The organism is Nocardia sp. NPDC051463 (genome assembly GCF_040681975.1).
GTDB lineage: Bacteria > Actinomycetota > Actinomycetes > Mycobacteriales > Mycobacteriaceae > Nocardia.
Genome location: NZ_JBFBAB010000042.1, coordinates 26,591 through 45,085, shown reverse-complemented (window position 1 = coordinate 45,085; position 18,495 = coordinate 26,591). Strand labels below are relative to the sequence as shown.

The 18,495-nt window shown below is 67.0% G+C and carries 16 protein-coding genes; 10 read left to right on the top strand and 6 right to left on the bottom strand.

The features are described 5' to 3' along the window. Positions 1–178: 178 nt before the first annotated feature. Positions 179–1,846 (bottom strand): amidase, encoded by a 1,668-nt coding sequence (locus tag AB0M74_RS32940; RefSeq protein WP_366530214.1) that lies wholly within the window; start codon positions 1,844–1,846, stop codon positions 179–181. A 461-nt stretch (positions 1,847–2,307) separates the two neighbouring features. On the opposite strand from AB0M74_RS32940, the gene AB0M74_RS32935 reads away from it, so the two are divergent. Beyond that, positions 2,308–4,014: a glycosyltransferase 87 family protein gene (locus AB0M74_RS32935; RefSeq protein WP_366530213.1), complete on the top strand. Its 1,707-nt coding sequence runs from the start codon at positions 2,308–2,310 to the stop codon at positions 4,012–4,014. Between the two features lie 27 nt (positions 4,015–4,041). On the opposite strand, the gene AB0M74_RS32930 is transcribed toward AB0M74_RS32935, so the two are convergent. Both AB0M74_RS32930 and AB0M74_RS32925 read right to left on the bottom strand, forming a co-directional pair. Continuing rightward, positions 4,042–5,649 carry a TerD family protein gene (locus AB0M74_RS32930; RefSeq protein WP_366530211.1) on the bottom strand — a complete coding sequence of 536 codons (1,608 nt, stop codon included), beginning with the start codon at positions 5,647–5,649 and terminating at the stop codon, positions 4,042–4,044. 31 nt (positions 5,650–5,680) lie between these two features. Beyond that, positions 5,681–7,066, bottom strand: coding sequence for a TerD family protein (locus AB0M74_RS32925; RefSeq protein ID WP_366530210.1), 1,386 nt, complete (start codon positions 7,064–7,066; stop codon positions 5,681–5,683). 210 nt (positions 7,067–7,276) lie between these two features. Between AB0M74_RS32925 and AB0M74_RS32920 the strand changes: the two genes are divergently transcribed. Genes AB0M74_RS32920 through AB0M74_RS32910 form a run of 3 tightly spaced genes read left to right on the top strand, consistent with a single transcriptional unit; the run spans position 7,277 to position 9,373 of the window. Then, positions 7,277–7,900: an AIM24 family protein gene (locus AB0M74_RS32920; protein ID WP_366530209.1), complete on the top strand. Its 624-nt coding sequence runs from the start codon at positions 7,277–7,279 to the stop codon at positions 7,898–7,900. 9 nt (positions 7,901–7,909) lie between these two features. After that, a complete protein-coding gene (locus AB0M74_RS32915) occupies positions 7,910–8,605 on the top strand; it encodes an AIM24 family protein (RefSeq protein ID WP_366530208.1) in 696 nt (231 codons plus the stop codon). A 3-nt stretch (positions 8,606–8,608) separates the two neighbouring features. Next, the gene (locus AB0M74_RS32910) at positions 8,609–9,373 is read left to right on the top strand and encodes an AIM24 family protein (RefSeq protein ID WP_328407449.1); all 765 of its coding nucleotides are present in this window, start codon (positions 8,609–8,611) and stop codon (positions 9,371–9,373) included. A 77-nt stretch (positions 9,374–9,450) separates the two neighbouring features. Here AB0M74_RS32910 and AB0M74_RS32905 read toward each other — a convergent pair whose 3' ends face one another. Further along, positions 9,451–10,149, bottom strand: a complete 699-nt coding sequence (locus AB0M74_RS32905) for an HAD family hydrolase (RefSeq protein WP_366530207.1) — start codon at positions 10,147–10,149, stop codon at positions 9,451–9,453. 137 nt (positions 10,150–10,286) lie between these two features. Here AB0M74_RS32905 and AB0M74_RS32900 point away from each other — a divergent pair, with 137 nt between their 5' ends. Both AB0M74_RS32900 and AB0M74_RS32895 read left to right on the top strand, forming a co-directional pair. Then, positions 10,287–10,928, top strand: coding sequence for a hypothetical protein (locus AB0M74_RS32900; protein ID WP_366530206.1), 642 nt, complete (start codon positions 10,287–10,289; stop codon positions 10,926–10,928). 74 nt (positions 10,929–11,002) lie between these two features. After that, positions 11,003–11,440 carry a MerR family transcriptional regulator gene (locus AB0M74_RS32895; RefSeq protein WP_366530205.1) on the top strand — a complete coding sequence of 146 codons (438 nt, stop codon included), beginning with the start codon at positions 11,003–11,005 and terminating at the stop codon, positions 11,438–11,440. Between the two features lie 42 nt (positions 11,441–11,482). On the opposite strand, the gene AB0M74_RS32890 is transcribed toward AB0M74_RS32895, so the two are convergent. Next, the gene (locus tag AB0M74_RS32890) at positions 11,483–12,229 is read right to left on the bottom strand and encodes an IclR family transcriptional regulator (protein WP_366530204.1); all 747 of its coding nucleotides are present in this window, start codon (positions 12,227–12,229) and stop codon (positions 11,483–11,485) included. A gap of 150 nt (positions 12,230–12,379) precedes the next feature. On the opposite strand from AB0M74_RS32890, the gene AB0M74_RS32885 reads away from it, so the two are divergent. Genes AB0M74_RS32885 through ptsP form a run of 4 tightly spaced genes read left to right on the top strand, consistent with a single transcriptional unit; the run spans position 12,380 to position 17,444 of the window. Then, positions 12,380–13,129 carry an MIP/aquaporin family protein gene (locus tag AB0M74_RS32885; RefSeq protein WP_366530203.1) on the top strand — a complete coding sequence of 250 codons (750 nt, stop codon included), beginning with the start codon at positions 12,380–12,382 and terminating at the stop codon, positions 13,127–13,129. Between the two features lie 12 nt (positions 13,130–13,141). Continuing rightward, the gene (dhaK, locus tag AB0M74_RS32880; protein ID WP_366530202.1) at positions 13,142–14,143 is read left to right on the top strand and encodes a dihydroxyacetone kinase subunit DhaK; all 1,002 of its coding nucleotides are present in this window, start codon (positions 13,142–13,144) and stop codon (positions 14,141–14,143) included. Positions 14,144–14,145: 2 nt separating this feature from the next. Continuing rightward, a complete protein-coding gene (dhaL, locus tag AB0M74_RS32875; RefSeq protein ID WP_366530201.1) occupies positions 14,146–14,760 on the top strand; it encodes a dihydroxyacetone kinase subunit DhaL in 615 nt (204 codons plus the stop codon). Then, on the top strand, positions 14,757–17,444 hold the full coding sequence (gene ptsP, locus AB0M74_RS32870; RefSeq protein ID WP_366530200.1) for a phosphoenolpyruvate--protein phosphotransferase: 2,688 nt from the start codon (positions 14,757–14,759) through the stop codon (positions 17,442–17,444). Before dhaL ends, ptsP begins: the two co-directional genes overlap by 4 nt. Positions 17,445–17,496: 52 nt before the next feature. Here the strand turns inward: ptsP and AB0M74_RS32865 are convergent, their stop codons facing one another. After that, positions 17,497–18,480, bottom strand: a complete 984-nt coding sequence (locus AB0M74_RS32865; RefSeq protein ID WP_366530199.1) for a hypothetical protein — start codon at positions 18,478–18,480, stop codon at positions 17,497–17,499. Positions 18,481–18,495 lie beyond the last annotated feature (15 nt).

Sequence of the window (18,495 nt, the reverse complement as noted above, 5' to 3'; positions counted from 1 at the left end):
CTGATCACCGAACCGGGCCAAATCCTCCTGAAACGACACGATCGCCGCAACCTCTCAAATCGAGAGTGTTGCGACGATCGCGTGAACCCGCCCAGCTGGGAACGGGCCTGTTGGCTTCGTCCGAGGCTTTCTTGCGCAGGAATCCGACAGGTCACCGATTTGCCTGCCGCCTCGCGTCCTAAATCGGCGCGGTACTCGTCGTGGGGACGAAACTGAACGACGGTGCCGCAGCGCCCGTGTTGGTCGGGTCGGGGCCCGGCCCGGGGGCACATACGGACACCTCGGGTAATGCGCGCGCACTGGGCGACAGCGGCGGAAGGTCACGCCAGACCGGGGCCGCTGCCTGCAGTTCGAGTCCGATCGAGATCAGCTCTGCTTCCGCCCATGGGCGTCCACCGAGTTGGACTCCGAATGGCAGCCCGGTCACGGCGGAGCGGTCGACCGGTAGCGAGAGCACCGGAACCCCGGTGTAGTTCGCCCACGAGAAGGGCACGGTGCTCGCACCGAGGATCGAGACGGCCGCGGCTGTGCTGCGGGGCAGACCGTCGGTGATCGCACCGGGCAGCACCACCGCGTCCAATCGGCTGTCTTCCAGCATTCGGTTGTAGTCACGCTGATAGCTCGCGCGCGCTCGGGCCAGCTGCCACCAGTCGATGGCGGGCGAGGCCAAGGCTGCCAGACCCAGCCCGACGATCGCGGCGGTCGGTGGTTGGTAGGACAACAGCCGATCGGCCCACTGCCGGTGATACAACCCGACTTCCACGGCATCGTTGCTGAGCAATCCTTCGGGCTCGGCGGGCATCGTGACATCACGGGTCTCGCCACCCAACGCGGTGAACAGGTCGAGAAAGCGCCCGAACATGGTCACGAGCGCGTCGGGCAGCATCTCGATGACCCCCCGGGGCACACCGAGTCTCGTGCCCGCCAACGGGTTATCACCCCCTACCGCGACGATCGGGAACCCACCCTCCGGCACCGGCGGCGCAATGGCCGTCACCGGGTCGAACGCGTCGGGTCCCGTCATGTACGACAACAGCAGCGACGCGTCGGCGATACTGCGTCCGAGCGGCCCAGGATGGTCCCTGGTCCACACGACCGGAATGATGCCGTATTTGCTGCACCGCCCGAAGGTCGGCTTGATCGCACTGATGCCACACCGGGAAGCGGGGATCCGCAGGGAACCACCCGTGTCGGTGCCGATCGACAAGGGCGCGAACCTGGCGGCCAGTGCGGCCGCACTGCCCCCGGAGGACCCACCGACGGACTCGTCGATTTTCCACGGATTCCCCACCTGCAGCGTGTCCGTCATGATCGCGAACTCATCGTTGTGCACGTGTCCCATCAAGACCGCGCCGTTGTCGCGCAGACGCCGCCACACCGTCGAATCACCCGCGGCGATATTGCCGTCGAGAATGCGACTGGATGCGGTGAGCGGAAGCCCGGCAACGGCATACATGTCTTTCACCGCGATGGGCAGACCGCAGATCAGCGGCGCGTTCCCGGCCGAGAGCCGATCGGCCGCACGCTCGGCCTGTTCGTGGGCGAGTTCGGGGTAGGTACGGACCCATGCCCGGGTCGCGCCGTCGAACGCCGAGCTTCGCTCGATGCAGGCGTCCAGTAGCTCCACCGGGTGCAACTCTCGGGCCTGCAGCAAACTGGCCGCCTCCACCGCGGACAGCATCGCCGGATCCGTCGCCGTAATGCTCGCGGCATCGGGCAGTCCTGGAGCGCGCCGAGCGACCGGCGGCACCGCCGCGACCACGGCGCTGGTCAGCCCGGTCGCGGCAACTCCGACACCGATGCCCGCGGAGCGCACGAACGACCGTCGCGACAAACGCGATTGCATTCCCATCCGAACCTCTGTCTCCGTGGCCCGCTGGAAGTCACGGTTTCGTTGGTGATGCGGGTAGCCCAGCAAAATCCGGACTCGGACCGATAATCGAAACACTGACAGGTTCTGCACAAATACCGTATTCAGCCATGCAACAGCGTGAAATCGACGCTCATTTCACTGCAATATCCCGTAAAGGTTCACAGATAAAACAAAACATGTATCCGAAAATGCGCAATCCAATATCGGACATCATTTTCGATCCTGGTAACATCTGTTACACATCCAATAATCGATGCCCCCCTGAACCACCGATCGATCAACGGCATACTACATCTATCGACCTGCCGAAAAGAGGCACATCCAGCCATGCCGAGCCGCGACGGATGCGATCCACCATGGGCGAACAGCACCCGCTCGATCCGGACCGACAGCCACGGCCGGTAGCCTCGGATGCCGTGACCGATCAGCAACTGATGGACGAGGCGACGAACGGGAGCGCGCCGAAGTTCAGTGGGGGGCAGTCCGCCGGAACGCATTACACCGCCCCGGCCCCGCTCGCCCCGGATCTGCGGTCGGCCGACGGACGAGACCGGCCCAGCCGCAACGATTCCCTGACAGCGCAGCTGTGCACCGTGATCGGCGGCCCGGTCGGCGACCACGCACTGATCGGCCGCGTCCGGTTCTGGACCCCGATGCGGGTGCTGCTGGCCGTCACCCTGGTATTCCTCGCCCTGGGTTGGACAGCCAAGGCGCCGTGTCTCCAGCAGACCAGCACCGCGGACGGCTCGCTCACCCTCGACTGGAACAACGGCCGCCAATACATAGCCATGTGCTATTCGGACACGGTGCCGCTGTACGGGGCGGAGCGCCTGAACGAGGGCGCATTCCCCTACAAGAAGTCCTGGTCCGAGCAGACACCCGATGGCGGCACCGAGACAAGGTACATGGAGTATCCGGTGCTGTCGGGCCTTTATCAGTACATCGCCATGGAGATCGCCAAAACCTGGGACGCGTTGCCGCTGCCCGGTGCGCTCCAGGTGGTCATCTACTTCAACGTCATAGCATTCGGCCTCGCCATGGCCTGGCTTATCACCGTGTGGGCCTGCGCCGAACTGGCCGGGCGCCGCATCTGGGACGCGGCGATGATCGCCTGTTCGCCCTTGGTGATCGTGCACGCTTTCACAAATTTCGACGCGCTCGCGACGGCATTCGCGGCGACCGGCCTGCTCGCCTGGGCCCGGCGACGACCACTGCTGGCCGGAGTGCTGCTCGGACTCGGCGGTGCGGCCAAGCTGTACCCGCTGCTGCTGCTCGGCCCGATCGTGGTGTTGTGCCTGCGCGCCGACCCGCTGCACCGGGTGCCGAGCGCACAAGCCGGACTCCAGATGCGTGATATCGACAGTCCGGGCACCGCACTGGCCTGGCTGCGCGACCGCATACAGCTGCTCAACTCACGCCCGCTCGGTGCCGCCGCACTCGCCACCGCGGCTGCCGCGGGGACCTGGCTGGCCGTGAATCTGCCGATCGCCCTGCTGTACCCGACCGGATGGCGCGAATTCTTCCGGCTCAACACCACCAGGCACGCCGACCCCGACTCCATCTACAACGTGATCACCTCGTTCACCGGCTGGCCCGGCTTCGACGGGGAGCTCACCCACAGCCAGCAGCCGACCATCCTGAACGCGGTGTCACTGCTGGTGTTCGTCGCTGCTTGCCTGGTGATCGGCTACATCGCACTCACCGCGCCGCGACGGCCACGGCTCGCGCAACTGTGCTTCCTGGTGGTGGCCGCGTTCCTGCTGACGAACAAGGTGTGGAGCCCACAGTATTCACTGTGGCTGGTGCCCTTGGCCGCGCTGGCCATGCCACACCGGCGGATCCTGTTGGCGTGGATGACCGTTGACGCACTGGTGTGGGCCCCCCGGATGTTCTACTACCTCGGCCTCGACCACAAGGGCCTGCCCGAGCAGTGGTTCACCGGCACCGTCATACTGCGCGATCTCGCGGTAGTCGCCCTGTGCGTCTTGATCATTCGGCAGATCTACCGGCCGGAGGAGGACCTGGTGCGCCGCGACTTCATCGACGACCCGGTCGGCGGCATCGTCGATCGAACACCGGACCCGCTGTTGCCCTGGCTGCCCGAACCACTGCGCCCGCAGGTTGCGGTGGTCCGCACCTGAACACACCGGGTGCGGACGGCCGCGGCGTCACTGGTGCGCGCGTAGGTAGCGCGCCTGCCGCTCCGGCTCTCGTGGCAACAGGTCCAGATCCAGCTGCCATGGGCTGCCGGTCCACGGATCGAACAGCGGTGTGCCGTCGGCTGTCGGAAGATGCCTACAAGCTTGTGACAACGCCGCGACCACGGGATCGCTGGAATCGGATTCGTCGCTGCCGACGATCACGGTCGACAATCCGATCAGATCGCCACGCACCATCAGCGACCCGATGCGTTGCGCATCGGCGGCCTGGTAGCCGTGCGGGAAATCCGCGGCGAGCAGCACTCGATGGTCGATCGGAGGCGTGAAAACCCCACCCTCATAGGCCAGTTCGGCCAGTTCCGCCGCGTCGACCAGCGCCTGTAGCCGCGCCGAGATCTCGGCGTGGTCGGTGACCGGCGGGCCGTTCAGCACCGGTGTCAGCGGTCCGACGAGCCCACGGAACGCACCGGTCAGATCGATCATGTCGACGCGCACGCGCCGTCCGGGATCGGCCGCGAGCAGCCGGGCCAGCAGTGCGCCGACGACCGGAGCCGCCGCAGTGCTGGATTCGGTGTCTATCCACAGCGGCCGATTCAACGGCACCGGCACGCAGTACGGCACCCGCAGCGGCCCCCGCTCGATCGCATGCAACTCACCGAGCCGGATTCCGTCGCTCGCCGCGGGCGGCCCCTCCCACACGGGCGACTCCCAGGACGCCAGCGACGGTGGCAGCAGTCGGTCCGCGTCGGCGAGTTCCCGCAGGAGGTGTTGGCTGTCGCGGTGGTGGTTGCCCTCGGCGACAGCGATCAACTCGTCGCTGCGGCGGTGCGCGGCCTGCCGCGCTGCTTCGGCGGCCGGAGTGTTCCTCGTGGTGGGATCCGATACCGCGGAGGACAATTCGTGATCGAGCCGTTGGGCGGCATAGTCGCGGGCCGAGATGAGCGCGGCCGCCGAACGCGCGGCATCCTCGAAGATCATCCACAGCCGGTCGAGCCCGTGCGCGACCTCCACCGGCACGGGTCCGGCGGCGCGGGAATCGGCCCCAGGGCCGGAGATCGTGTCCTGACCATTCGATCGCGCGCCCGCCGAACCGGGATCGGCCTGCGGCACAGCCGCGGCCGCCTGGTCCACCACGCCGTCGATCTCCACCCCGTGCGCGGTGAGCAGCTGCGCGAGTCCACCCGCGTAACCCTGACCGACCGCGCGCAGCTTCCAGCCGGTGCCGCGCCGATACACCTCCAGGCATATCAGCGCGGTCTCTCCGGCCAACGGTGCGATCGCGAATTCGGCTGCGACCGTATCGTTTTCGAGCAACTCGGCGGTCACCAGCCCGAGGCCGCCCGGCCGGACGGGCGCAGCCGGATCGGCACTGACCACCAGCAGCACCGCGTTGGCATCGGCCCGGATATCGGCGAGGCGGATCGCCACCGTGCCGTCGGACAGCGTGACACCCTGCGTCTGCGGCTGGTTATCGAACACGAAGTCCTCGGCGGCGAGCACCCGCAGGTTCTGCGCCACCACCAGCGCGGAAACATCCAGCGCGGCATCGGCTTTCGCACTGAATCGAACGACATCACCGGTCAGCGGCGTGTTCTGACCGGCCTTGAGCTGAATCACGTTGTCTGTCCCCGTTGTCGGTGCTGTCGAATCACCCGGCCGAGAGGAACCGGCCGAGCTGTGGAACCGCCTCGCCCGGATGCTTGGCCTGGAAGCCCTCACCGAGAGCCTGCATCTTCCAGTCGGCGCCGACGCGGTACACCTTGGCCATCGCCATGGCGGTGAACCGCATGCCGCCCGCCATGGTGTACCTGGCGAGTTCGGCATTGTTGGCGCCGTCGACCAAGCGGCAGAACGCATTCTGGACTTGCTCGAAGGTGTGCCCCTTGTAGGAGGTCACCATGAACAGCAGCGTGCTGACGTGGGCCGGGATGCGGGTCAGGTCGACCAGGATCACCTCGTCGTCACCCTCGCCCTCACCGGTGAGATTGTCGCCCTGATGCCGGACCGAGCCGTCCTTGGAGGTCAGCTGACCGTAGTAGGCGACGTCGACGAGGTTCGCGTCGGCGAACATCGCGACCGAGGCGTCGAGGTCGACATCGACGGTCCGGTTGCCGAACATGCCTCGTGTCTGCACCGGATCCCAGCCGAGACCCATCTTGACGAAAGTCAGCGCCGCGCCGCCTTCCTTGCGGAGCGTGACCCGCTGCCCCTTCTGCAGGCTGACCGGGCGATCCTTGCTCAGGCTCACCTCGGCGGGTGCCTGCTGGGGTGCGGCCTGCTGCGGGGGCGGCGGGTAGCCCGGACCCGGTGCGGGCGGCGGCGGATAGCCGGGACCCGGCGGCGGCTGATAGCCGGGACCCGGCGGCGGCGGGTAACCCGGTCCGGGCGGGGCCGCCTGCGTCGGCGCGTACTGCGGTGCAGGCGCGGTCGGGTAGGCGGGTGTGGTCGGCGGCGGGTAATTCGGTGCGGGCTGGGCCGGGGGCGGCGCGGACTGCGGTGCAGGCGCGGACTGCGGTGCCGCGGCAGGAGCGTCGTCGACTGTCACGCCGTGGTCGGTGACCAGTGCCGCGAACCCACCCGCGTATCCCTGTCCGACGGCGCGCACCTTCCAGGAACCCTGCCGCCGATACAGTTCGAGCGCGATCACGATCGACTCGCTCTGCAAACCGTCAACCTGATACTCGTACAACCGATTACCGGACGAATCCGAGATGATCGCGGTCGGCGCGGGGAAGCGGCCGAAGCTGCTCGACGCGTCGTCGAGGGTGATCACCGCGCGAATCTGATCGATATCGGCGGGCACAGCGCTCAGCGACACCGCCAGCGACGGGGGCTGCCCGGACGGCCCTGGCTGCAGGTTCACCCCAGGCCCGGTCGGCTGGTTGAAGAAGACGAAGTCCGCATCGGAACGGACCTTGCCCCGCTCGGTAACCAGTAGCGCGGACAGATCCGCTGGTGCCGTGAGAAGGACGGAGATCACCACGTCGTTGGTGGCCAGTGGACCGTTCTGGCCCTTGGCGAGTGTTGCGGACAAGGTCGACCCTTCGCTTGTCGGTGGCGTACGTTGCCACTCTACGAGAAACCAACCGCACGGATGCCGCCATGACACCGACTTCTCGAAAGCGCGGTTGCGCGCGAGTCGATAACGGACTGCTTCCAGCTGTGTCCGTTAAGGTGACCGCAGGCAGTTGGAATGTGGCGAATACTCCCATGTTCCCGATCGAGACAGCAGGCGAACTCCCCTATGGCGCAACTTTTCGAGCAGTCGAAAAAGGTGATCGAGGCCCACCTCGCCGGAACAAGTATCCGTGCGATCTCCGGCTCGATGATCGCCTACGAAGGAAATGTGCAGTTCAAGTCTGCCGGTTTCGGCGGCGGTGATGGCGTCATTGCCGGGCTCAAGCGTCGTGCCACCGGTGAGAAGCTGTCGCTGATGGAGTGCAACGGGCACGGCAGGGTCTTCTTCGCGGTGAACGGCCAGCACGTCACCGTGGTGAACCTCAACAACGAGACGCTGCAGGTCGAATCGCAGCAATTGCTCGCCTTCGCGGGCAACCTACGCACCGATGTGCGTTTCGCCGGGGTGCGCGGCGCCTCCACCGGGGCGGGGCTGTTCACCACCACGGTATCGGGGCAGGGTCAGGTTGCCCTGCTTTCGGCCGGCGGCCCGCTGATCCATCTCGAGGTGTCACCGCAGTACCCGCTGGTCGTCGACCCCGATGCCTTCGTCGCGGCGCGCGGCAATCTCAACCACTCGTTCGTCACCGACGTGTCATGGCGTAGCTTCGTCGGCCAAGATGCGGGCGAGGCATATTCACTGCGCTGGGACGGTCAGGGCGTCGTGTTGATCCAGCCGGCGGAACGGTAGGGACGGGCGATGTTCGAGAAGGTCAACGGCAAAGTTGTCAAGGTCGATGTCGGCATGGCAGGCGGTGTCGTCGCCCGCAACGGTGCGATGCTGTTCTACACCGGCGATGTCTCCTTTGCGCCGCACCAGATTCCGGGTGGCCAGGGGATGGGCGGCAGCGGGCTGATGCGGATGGCAGGCCGCATGATGGCCGGTGAGCACGAGCGCACCATGCTGGCCCAGGGCACCGGTGCGGTGCATTACGGATTCGCCGGGCTCGAGGTGCACGTGGTCCACATGCAGCAGGGAGCGACGTTGCGCGTGGAGGCCTCACGGCTGCTTGCCAACACCGCGGGACTACAGAGTTCGGTGGTGTCGGTGATGAGTTCGGGTGGTGGTGGCGGTGGTGGCGGCCTGATGGGTGCGCTGCGCGGCGCCGCGAGTGGCGCGCTGACCGGGCAGGGCATGTTCACCACCCAGCTGGCCGGCCAAGGTTCGGCGGTGCTGCTCGCGCACGGTGGATTCCTGGAACTGCCAGTGGGTGGGCCGAATCCGATCGTGGTCGATCCGCAAGCCTTCGTCGCCACCTACGGCGCTGTGCAGACCGAGCTGAAGACGGCCATGAGCTGGCGAGACGCGGTAGGACGCGGAGCGGGCGAGGCGATGCAATTGCATTGCGTCGGCCAGGGTGTCGTCTATGTGCAGGCCTCCGAAGAGAAGTTGTGAGCCATGTCCCAGATTTTGAATCCACTGAATCTCGGTGAGAGCGACAATATTCCGGGAAACAGCTACGCCTACTGCATCGACCTGAACAAGCCGTGGTTCATGCGCAAGGGCGCGATGATCGCCTACTACGGCGATATGCGCTTCCAGATGCTCACCCACGGCCTCCAGGGTGGACTGCTGCACATGGTGTCCCAGCAGTTCTCCGCGCCGCTGTTCACCGGCGACTACGTGGTCGCAGAAGGCCACGGCAAGCTCATCATCGGCGATCGCGGCTACGACATCAATTCCTATGACCTCGAGGACAATGGCAACCTCACCATCCGCGCGGCGAACCTGCTCGCCTTCGAGCCCGGTCTGTCGCTCAACCAGTCCATCGTCCCCGGCTTCCTCACCCTGATCGGTACGGGTAAGTTCCTCGCCTCGTCCAACGGCCCCGTCATGTTCGCGGAGCCACCGCTGCGAGTCGACCCGGAATCCCTTGTCGGCTGGGCGGATTGCCCTTCGCCCAGTCACCACTACGACCAGCGGTGGGTGACGAACTTCCTCGCAGCGGGTGCGGCCGGGTTCGGCGTCAACTCCGGCGAGGAACGACAGTTCGACTTCACCGGCAGCGGAACGGTCTTGATCCAATCCAGCGAAAAGGTGCTCAGCGATTCCATGCTGGTGCGCACCATCGAGGGTCAGCTGCAAAGCGGCATGACCGTCGGTGGCCTGCAACGATTGCAGGGGGTCATCGCCCAGCAGCTGGGTGGTCAGCACTACGACTGAGGGTCGATCGCGGGGCGAAGGAGCGTGGCCTGGTCGCGATGCGCGACGCAGGCTGATTCACCGCCGACCCCGTGCGACTAACCGCTGATCAGCGGCGGCAGCTCGGTCAGGCTCTTGATGCGCTCGGCCGGGGTGGCGACGCCGGTATCGCGGCGATCCAGCCAAATCCCGCGCAGCCCAGCGGCGATCGCTGCCTCGGCGTCCGTCCGCAGGCGATCGCCGATGTAAACGACCTGCGAAGACGGCAACCGCAGTGCGTCGCATGCGGCCGAGAAGATTGCCGGGTGCGGCTTGGCGACGCCTACTTCGCTGGAGATGGTCGCGTGGTCCACAAGGCCTAGGAGACCGACCTTCGCCAGCTTGCGGCGCTGCTGTCGCGCATCGCCGTTGGTGATCACACCAAGCCGCACCTTCGGGTGCTCGGCAGCGAGCGCCGCCATAGCAGGTGCCACATCGGAGTAGGTCCGCCACGCCGCCTCGTACTGTGCCAGATACTCCGCGAACCACGCGTCTGCCCGGTCATGCGACCAGACCCCCTGACCGAACTCGTCGGCGAGACGAGTGATCCGCGAACGTCGTTGCTCGGTGAAGGTCAGCTCACCCGCGAGGTAGCGATCCATCGCCCACGCTTCCAGCTCCCGCCACCGGCGCGCGAGACCATCCCGATCGGGAACAAAAGGGAACCCGGCGCGGACCGCCGCCTCCGCGGCCGCATCGTGGTCGACCAGCGTTCCATCCACATCGAACAGAACGGCTTCGGCGCAAAAGATCGGCACAACGATCCATTGTCGCAGTCGCAACGCAAACCCAGGAGGACTCTGGGATCCTTCGCGGCCTCCTCCCTTCGGCCGACTCGCACTACCCCGCTGCGTCGCTAGTTTCCACAGATGGGTCGTTCTCGTTGGGAGGCAACATGAGTATCGGACTGCTCATCGTCATCGTCGTCGCGGCCGTCGCGTTGATCGTGAAGCGATTTCAGGGCGAGCCGATGAACGCGCGGGATACGTTCGCTACGCCGCTGATTCTGGTCGCGATCGGGATCTTCAGCGTCATCGAAGTCGAGGACCTCGATGGCACCGACCTCACCTGGCTGATCAGCGGCGGCATCGTCGGCGTCACCTTCGGCGCTGTCCGCGGCACCACCATCGGGCTCTTCGAACGCGACGGCCATCTCTGGCAGCGGTACACAGTACAAACCGTGGCGGTGTGGGCTGTTTCGATGGCCGCCGGCTTCGGGGTGGAGACGCTCGGCACAGCCATGGGTATGCACCACGATGCCCGGCCGACCACGCTGTCGATCGGCATCGGCATGGTCGGCGAGATGCTGACCCTCGGGTTTCGCGCGCTGTCCACCGGGGTGCCGTTCGCGCCGGACAAAGACAGTTCGCGCGCATCCGACCGTTCGACATCACCGCTGGACCGCTACCTCGGCAAGCCATCCCGGCCCGCTCCCGATCGGCGGCACCCGGGGGAACAGGAGCGCAGGCCGCATCGATCACCGACCCTGCCCGAGGGATTCGGCGATGGGCTGAACCAGGCCCGCGATCGCAGGTAAGCGAGATATCGCGACTTTGTCGGTCATCTCGACTAGCCTTCGACTTAAAGCGCGATTCAAGTCAAGGAGGCACGGTGTCCGACGCCCTACTGGATATCGCCGAGGTGGCCGAACGCGCGGGGCTCGCCCCATCGGCACTGCGCTTCTATGAGAAACGCGGTCTCATCGCCGCCGACGGTCGAAACGGATTGCGGCGCACCTACCGTCCCGACATCCTCGGCCGCCTCGCCCTGGTCGCGTGCGCCCGCGGCGCGGGCTTCACCATCGCCGAAATCGCCCGCTTCATCCGCGCCACCCCCACCGACACCGAACTGCGCGCCCGCATGGCCGACAAAGCCCGAGACCTCGACGACGACATCGCCCGGCTCATCCGAATGCGTGACAGCCTCCGCCATGCATCGACCTGCACCCACGAACCCCTGGTCGAATGCCCCGACTTCAAGAGCACCTTCGAAACCACAGAAGCCCAAGCCATTCGGAGGCCCTCGACCGCGAGAATTGGACTGCGGTAGCCAGCAGAGCAGGCAGCGCCGGGACGCGATCGCAGCGTCGGATCACCGATCCGGGGTGGCAGGCCAGCGAGTGGAGCCGAGTTCGCGGGAGATGGTGCGGGCGGTGGTGCGGACTGCGTCCACGGTGGCGTCGGAGGCGGGCCATTCCGGCGTCGGGATCACTGCGCCGACCGCGCCGACGACGCTGCCGGTGCGATCGAAAATGGCTCCGGCCACACAGGATTCGCCGAGCACGGCCTCGTCGCATTCATAGGCGAGACCCGACGATGCGACCGGCTGCAGGTGTTCGAGGAAGGCCACGGGATCGGTGATCGTTTCGCCGGTCATGCTGCGCAGCGGCGCCGTGTCGAGCGGCGCCAGGAACGCGAGCATGGCCTTGCCGAGAGCACTTGCGTGGGACGGTATTTCGATGCCGACCTCGGGCATCTGCCTGCTGCCGTCCGGTCGGGGTTCGTGATGGATGATGACCACATCGTCGCCGAAGAGCACGCCGACTCGGACCGCGAGTCCGGTGGTCCGCGCCAGTTCATGTGACCAGGTGAGGGCCCTGGCCCGCAGGTCGAGCGTGTCGAGGTAGACGTTGCCGAGCCGCAGCACCGCCGGTCCGAGCTGATAGCGCCCGCCGCCGTGTTCCTGCACGACGACACCGTGGGCGGCCAGCGTCCGGACGATGCCGTGCACCGTTGTCGCCGCGAGCCCGAGCTCCGCCGCGAGCTCCGACAGCGTCATCCGCCGCGCTCCCTGTAGCGCGAAAAGTATGCGAACGGCCCGGTCGACCGACTGGATCACGCGACTTCCTCCCTGTGCTTTCGAGCGACCGGCAAGCAGTCGCGCGCGGTCGAATCCCACCGACTCTTGTGACCTGCGCTACATCCACGTACTCTACGAATCACATTCGACATTGTCGAATCTTGTTCGAAACAATCTCGGGAGTCTCCCATGGATGGACTGCGGACGCCGCAAAAACTTGCGGCGGAAGTGCTCGGCACGGCGTTCCTCGTCTTCATCGGCGTCGGATCGGTACCTGCCACGCTCATGGTGAACGGCGACGCACCGTTCACCATGGCCGACCTCGGCATGATCTCGCTTGCCTTCGGCACCGTGGTCCTGGCCACCGTGTATGCCTTCGGGCACGTCTCAGGAAACCACATCAATCCAGCGGTGACCCTCTCGCTCGCGGTGAACGGGCAGTTCCCGTGGCGACAGGTTCCGGCTTACCTCGCCGCCCAGGTCGCGGGCGCGGTGCTCGGCGCGTTCGCCATCATCGGTGTGCTCGGCGACCGTGCCAGCGAGGTCGGTCTCGGCGTCGCCACCTATGGTCACGGCGTCGGCGCCGGGCAGGCGTTCATCGCCGAGTTCGTCGGCACCTTCATTCTCGTGCTGACCGTGCTGCTCGTCGTGCACCGCGCCGCCGCGCCCGGCTTCGCGGGCGTCGCCATCGGACTCGTGGTGTTCGCGGCCATCATCCCCGTCGCACCTGCCACCGGCGCGTCCATCAACCCGGCACGGACGCTCGGGCCGATGCTCGTACAACAGGTGTGGGGCGCGGAGGTGGCCTGGAGCCAAGCGCCGGTGTATATCGCCGCCGAATTCCTCGCCGGTGTCGCCGCCGCCTTCGCCGCCCGCGCCCTGACCCACATCAAGACCTCGGCGGCCGCGAATCACGACGCGCTCGAAACCGCCGCATAACAGGAGAACCCGATGAAGAAACTGATCAACGATCCGGCTGACGTCGTCCGAGAAGCGCTGTCGGGCATGGCCGCGGCCCACCCCGAACTGCGGGTCGACATCGAGAACAAGGTCGTGTTTCGCGCCGACACGCCGAGACCGGGGAAAGTCGCGCTGCTCTCGGGCGGTGGCTCCGGGCACGAACCGATGCACGGCGGTTTCGTCGGCTCGGGCATGCTCGACGCCGCCTGTGCCGGGGAAGTCTTCACCTCCCCTGTCCCGGACCAGATCCTCGGTGCCACCACGGCCATCGACGCCGGTGCCGGCGTCCTGCACATCGTCAAGAACTACACCGGCGACATCATGAACTTCGAGATGGCTGCCGAGCTCGCCGCCGCGGAAACGGGGGTCGAGGTCACCGCGGTTGTGGTGAACGACGATGTGGCCGTGCAGGACAGCCTCTTCACGGCAGGCCGCCGTGGCGTCGGCGCCACCGTCGTGCTCGAAAAGATCGCGGGCGCGGCCGCGGAACAGGGCAGGTCGCTCGCCGAAGTGGCCGAGGTCGCCCGCACCGTGAACGCCAACTCACGCAGCATGGGCATGGCACTGACCTCCTGCACGGTCCCCGCCGCCGGTAAGCCGACCTTCGAGCTCGGCGAGACCGAGATGGAGATCGGCGTCGGCATCCACGGGGAACCCGGCCGCCACCGTGCGCCGCTCGCGCCCGCGCGGGAGATCGCCGCAATGCTGGTGGAGCCCGTCCTCACCGATCTACCGTTCACCAAGGGCGACACCGTGATCTGCTTCGTGAACGGGATGGGCGGCACACCTCTGCTGGAGCTCTACGTGATGTACAACGAGGTGGCCCGCATCCTCGGCGGCCACGGGATCGGGATCGCCCGCTCCCTGGTCGGCCCGTACATCACGTCGCTGGAAATGGCGGGATGCTCGGTGACATTGACCAAGGTCGACGACGACCTACTGACTCTGTGGGATGCGCCGGTGCGCACGCCCGCCCTGCGCTGGGGAGTGTGACGATGATCGATCCGATCCATTGGGTACGCCGCTTCGCCGAGCTGATCGACGAGCACACCGACGAACTCACCGAGCTCGACGCGGCCATCGGCGATGCCGATCACGGCAGCAATATGCAGCGCGGGACAGCGGCGGTCGTCGCGGCGCTGGCCGAGTCCGCGCCGACAACGCCGACCGAACAACTGAAACAGGTCGGCATGACGTTGATTCGAACGATCGGCGGTGCGAGCGGGCCGCTCTACGGCACGTTCTTCCTGCGCTGCGCGGCCGCCACGGGCGAATCCGACCTGGATGCAGCGGGTTTCGCGAAGGCGTTCCGGGCCGGGCTCGACGGGATCGTGGCACGCGGCAAGGCGGAATCCGGGGACAAGACGATGTTCGACGCGCTTGCCCCCGCGGCCGACGCACTCGACGAGCGCCTCGCTGCCGGGGATGATCTCGCCGCGGCACTCGAGGCCGCGGTAACCGCGGCCGAGGTCGGACGCGACGCCACCATTCCGATGCTCGCGCGCAAGGGCCGCGCCTCCTACCTCGGCGAACGCAGTATCGGGCATCAGGATCCCGGCGCGACCAGTGCGGCACTGCTGGTGCTCGCCGCGAGACAGGCGGTTCGATGATCGGCATTGTCGCCGTCTCACACAGCCGCGCCCTCGCTACCGCCGCTGTCGCACTGGCCACCGAGATGCTGCACGATCAGCCGATCCGCATCGCGGTGGCGGCCGGGCTCGACGAGCACACCTTCGGCACCGACGCGATCGCGGTCGCCGATGCGATCGCCGATGCCGACTCCGGCGACGGCGCACTGGTATTGATGGACCTCGGCAGCGCGGTGCTCTCCGCCGAGCTCGCGGTGGATCTGCTCACTTCGCCGCATCAGGTGCGCTTGTGTTCGGCACCATTCGTCGAGGGCCTGATCGCGGCGGCTGTCGCCGCGGCAGGCGGCGCGGGGCTCGCGGAGGCCGCGGAGGAGGCCGAGAACGCGTTGGCGGGCAAGCAAACTCACCTTCAGAAGCCGCAAGCCACCGCGGCCAGTGCTCCTGAGTTGATGTCAGCCGCGACCGAAGGTGGGCGCACGCACACACTGTCTGGGAGCGACCCCGCCGTGCCGGCGGCTATGGACCCGAACGCCGGCACCGCGGAGCCGACCATCACCGGCACGTTTACCGTCACGAACGACCATGGGCTGCATGCACGTCCGGCGGCCCGCCTGGTCGCCGAGGTACGCCGACTCACGGCGACCGTGCGACTGCGCAATCTGTCGACAGGCGCCGGGCCCGCTTCGGGAACAAGCTTGAGCCGGGTCGCCGCTCTCGGTGCGCTCTCCGGACATGAAATCGAGGTCGCGGCGACAGGTCCAGGCGCGCAGGAGGCGGTGGACCACCTACTCGCTCTCGCTGCACGCCGATTCGACGAGACAGGCGGTCGAGCCATCCCCGAACCGGCCACCGCCCGGTCTTCTACCGGCGCCGGCAAGGGACCCCGCACGAATCCGGCGCCTGCCGACCACCCGATTCCCGCGCCGACGGATTACCGCACAGACCACATTTCGACGCCCACCGGTCAGGGCGAAAGTTCATCTCCCGCACTCGGCGACCGAGGTGCAGGCACAATCGCCACATCCACCGGCCGAAGTGCAGGCACAATCCCCGCGCCCACCGGCCAGACCGCAGGCCCCATTCCCGCGTCTGTGGGCATCGGTATCGGGCAGGCTCGACGGATCGGGCAGACGGAATTCGTAGTTCCCGAAACCCCCTCCGGCCCACCACAGGTGGAGCGAGAACTGTTCGACGCCGCCATCGCGGCCGTGCGCGCGGACATCGAGCGAACTCGTGAGCATGCGGGCGCGGAGGCCGAAATCTTCGAGGCGCACCTGCTGCTACTCGATGACGACGAGCTGATCGGCGCGGTACATCAGGGCATCGATGTCGCGCGCTCCGCTGCCGGCGCGTGGGCCGAAGTGCTGGAATCGGCTGCCGCCGAACTGGATCGGCTCACCGACGACTACCAGCGGGCTCGCGCCGCCGACCTGCGAGCGATCCGCGACCAGGTGCTCGCGGCGCTGCTGGGCCACTCCACCGAGATGATCAGTCACGCAGGCATTCTCGTCGCCGCAGATCTGACACCTGCCCAGGCGGCCGGGCTCGACCACGACCTCGTCACGGGAATTGTTCTCGCCCAAGGCAGCCCGACCTCGCACAGCGCCATCATCGTGCGCGCGCGCGGCATCCCCGCTGTGGTCGGTGCGGGTTCCCACGTGCTCGCCGTCGCGGACGGGACCGTTATCGCCATAGACGGTGGCACCGGCAGACTTGTGATCGAGCCCGATGCGGCAACCCTCGCCGCCTTCACCGGGCTCGCGATCTGGCAACGCGAACAACGTCTAGCCGCCGAGGCGGAGGCCGACAAACCCGCGATCACCCGTGACGGGGTGACCATTCACATCGCGGCGAATGTGGGCGGCGACCTCGACGCGACCGAAGCCGTCCGCAACGGCGCGGACCTGGCCGGATTGGTGCGTACCGAGTTCTTGTTCCTCGGCCGTGACGACGCGCCCTCCATCGATGAGCAGGAGCAGGTTTACCGCGCGGTGGCCGAGACATTCGGTGGTCGTCGCATCGTGCTGCGCACCCTCGACGTCGGTGGCGACAAACCACTCCCGTACATCGATCAGCCGACCGAAGCCAACCCCTTCCTCGGAGTCCGAGGCATCCGCCTCGCCCTTGCCCGCCCCGCATTGCTGCGCGACCAACTGACCGCTATCTGCCGAGTCGCCGCCGACCATCCGGTGAGCGTGATGTTCCCGATGGTCACCCAACTGGAGGAGTTGCTTGCCGCCCGCCGCATCCTCGACGAAGTCGCCCCGCCCGATGTCACACCGGAGGTCGGCATCATGGTGGAAGTGCCTGCGGCAGCGGCAAAAACGGCGATCTTCGCCGAGCACGTCGACTTCTTCAGCATCGGAACCAACGACCTCACCCAGTACGCGCTCGCGGCCGAACGCGGCAACGAAGCCCTCAGCGCGCTCGCCGACGCCCTCGACCCCGGCGTACTCCGGATGATCGCGATGGTCTGCGAGTCGGCCGGACCCGCACGGGTAGCGGTCTGCGGCGAAGCCGCCGCAGACCCGCTGGCGGCCCCACTGCTACTCGGACTCGGCGTCCACGAACTCAGCGTCTCACCACCCGCGATACCACTGGTCAAGGCCGCGGTTCGCGACCTGGACCTGCTCGAATGCCGACAGGCGGCAGCTAGTGCGCTGCGTTGCGCGTCAGCCGCCGAGGTACGCGCTCTGATGCGCTGAGGTGTTGTCTCGAGCGTTACCCCGACTTGGGAATTGTTGTGCGTAGCCGGCTTCAGACATCTATGCACAGCCAGGTGTCACCGGCGCGCAGATAAAGCGAGCCGTCACGGCCCTGGCCGCAGTGCAGGACGACGGGTCCGGGGACCTCGAGTTTGCGGCGGCTGGTCACCGTCCAGGTGGTGTCGTGCAGCCGCGCGCGGATGAGTTCGGTACACGGGTGGCCATGGTCGCGGACGGTCAGCACTGCGCAGTTGTCACGTATGGCAAACCCGTCCGGTTGGGGGACCGGGCTTGGATGGGTGATCACGTCGCCGGTAGCCGGGGTGATTCGGGTCAGATAGGTGCCGCCACGCACGGGGCCCGGGCCGAGATCACCGCCGCGCAGCGGACCCGCGTACCAGGCCAGCCAGACCTGGTCGTCCTCGGTCGCCGCGGTGCAACCGTCCAGCGGAGCATCGGGCAGCCCCTCGGGAGCCCATACCGCGCGGCCGGAGGAGTCCCAACCGCCCAGCCCCGCGCGTGATTCGGTGTGCGCACCGTAGATGCCTTCGTCTCCGTAGGCCGTCCACAGCACTCCGCTGCGGTCGGTGACCAGAACCGGAATGTCATCGCCGATGCAGAACTCGTCTTCCGGTGTGCCCGAACTCGAGAACACCACAGCATTCGGTTTCCAGCCGCCTCCGGTCTCGCTGCGGCCGGTGCGACCGCAGGCCAGAAGGAATCTGGAATCGGGAAGCAGCGCCACGTGGCTGGGCCGAACACCGATGTCCTGCACCACTGTGCGCCGCTCATCCCCCGCCCGGACGATGACCAGCTCGCCCGAGAACGGCAGCTCCGGCGGCCACCATCCGACCCACCCTGTGATGTATTCGCTGCGCTTCAGATGTCGTCGGTCGACCAGCAGGACTGCCAACTCCCCGTCCGGCCCGACACTCCACCAGAGCGCCTGGAGTCCACGCGAAGCATCGGTGGCCGACAGTCGCCATACCGTACGGATCTCGGTCCCGGACTTATCTGGAACGTGAAAGTTGTTCAAGGAAAGCCACTTTCA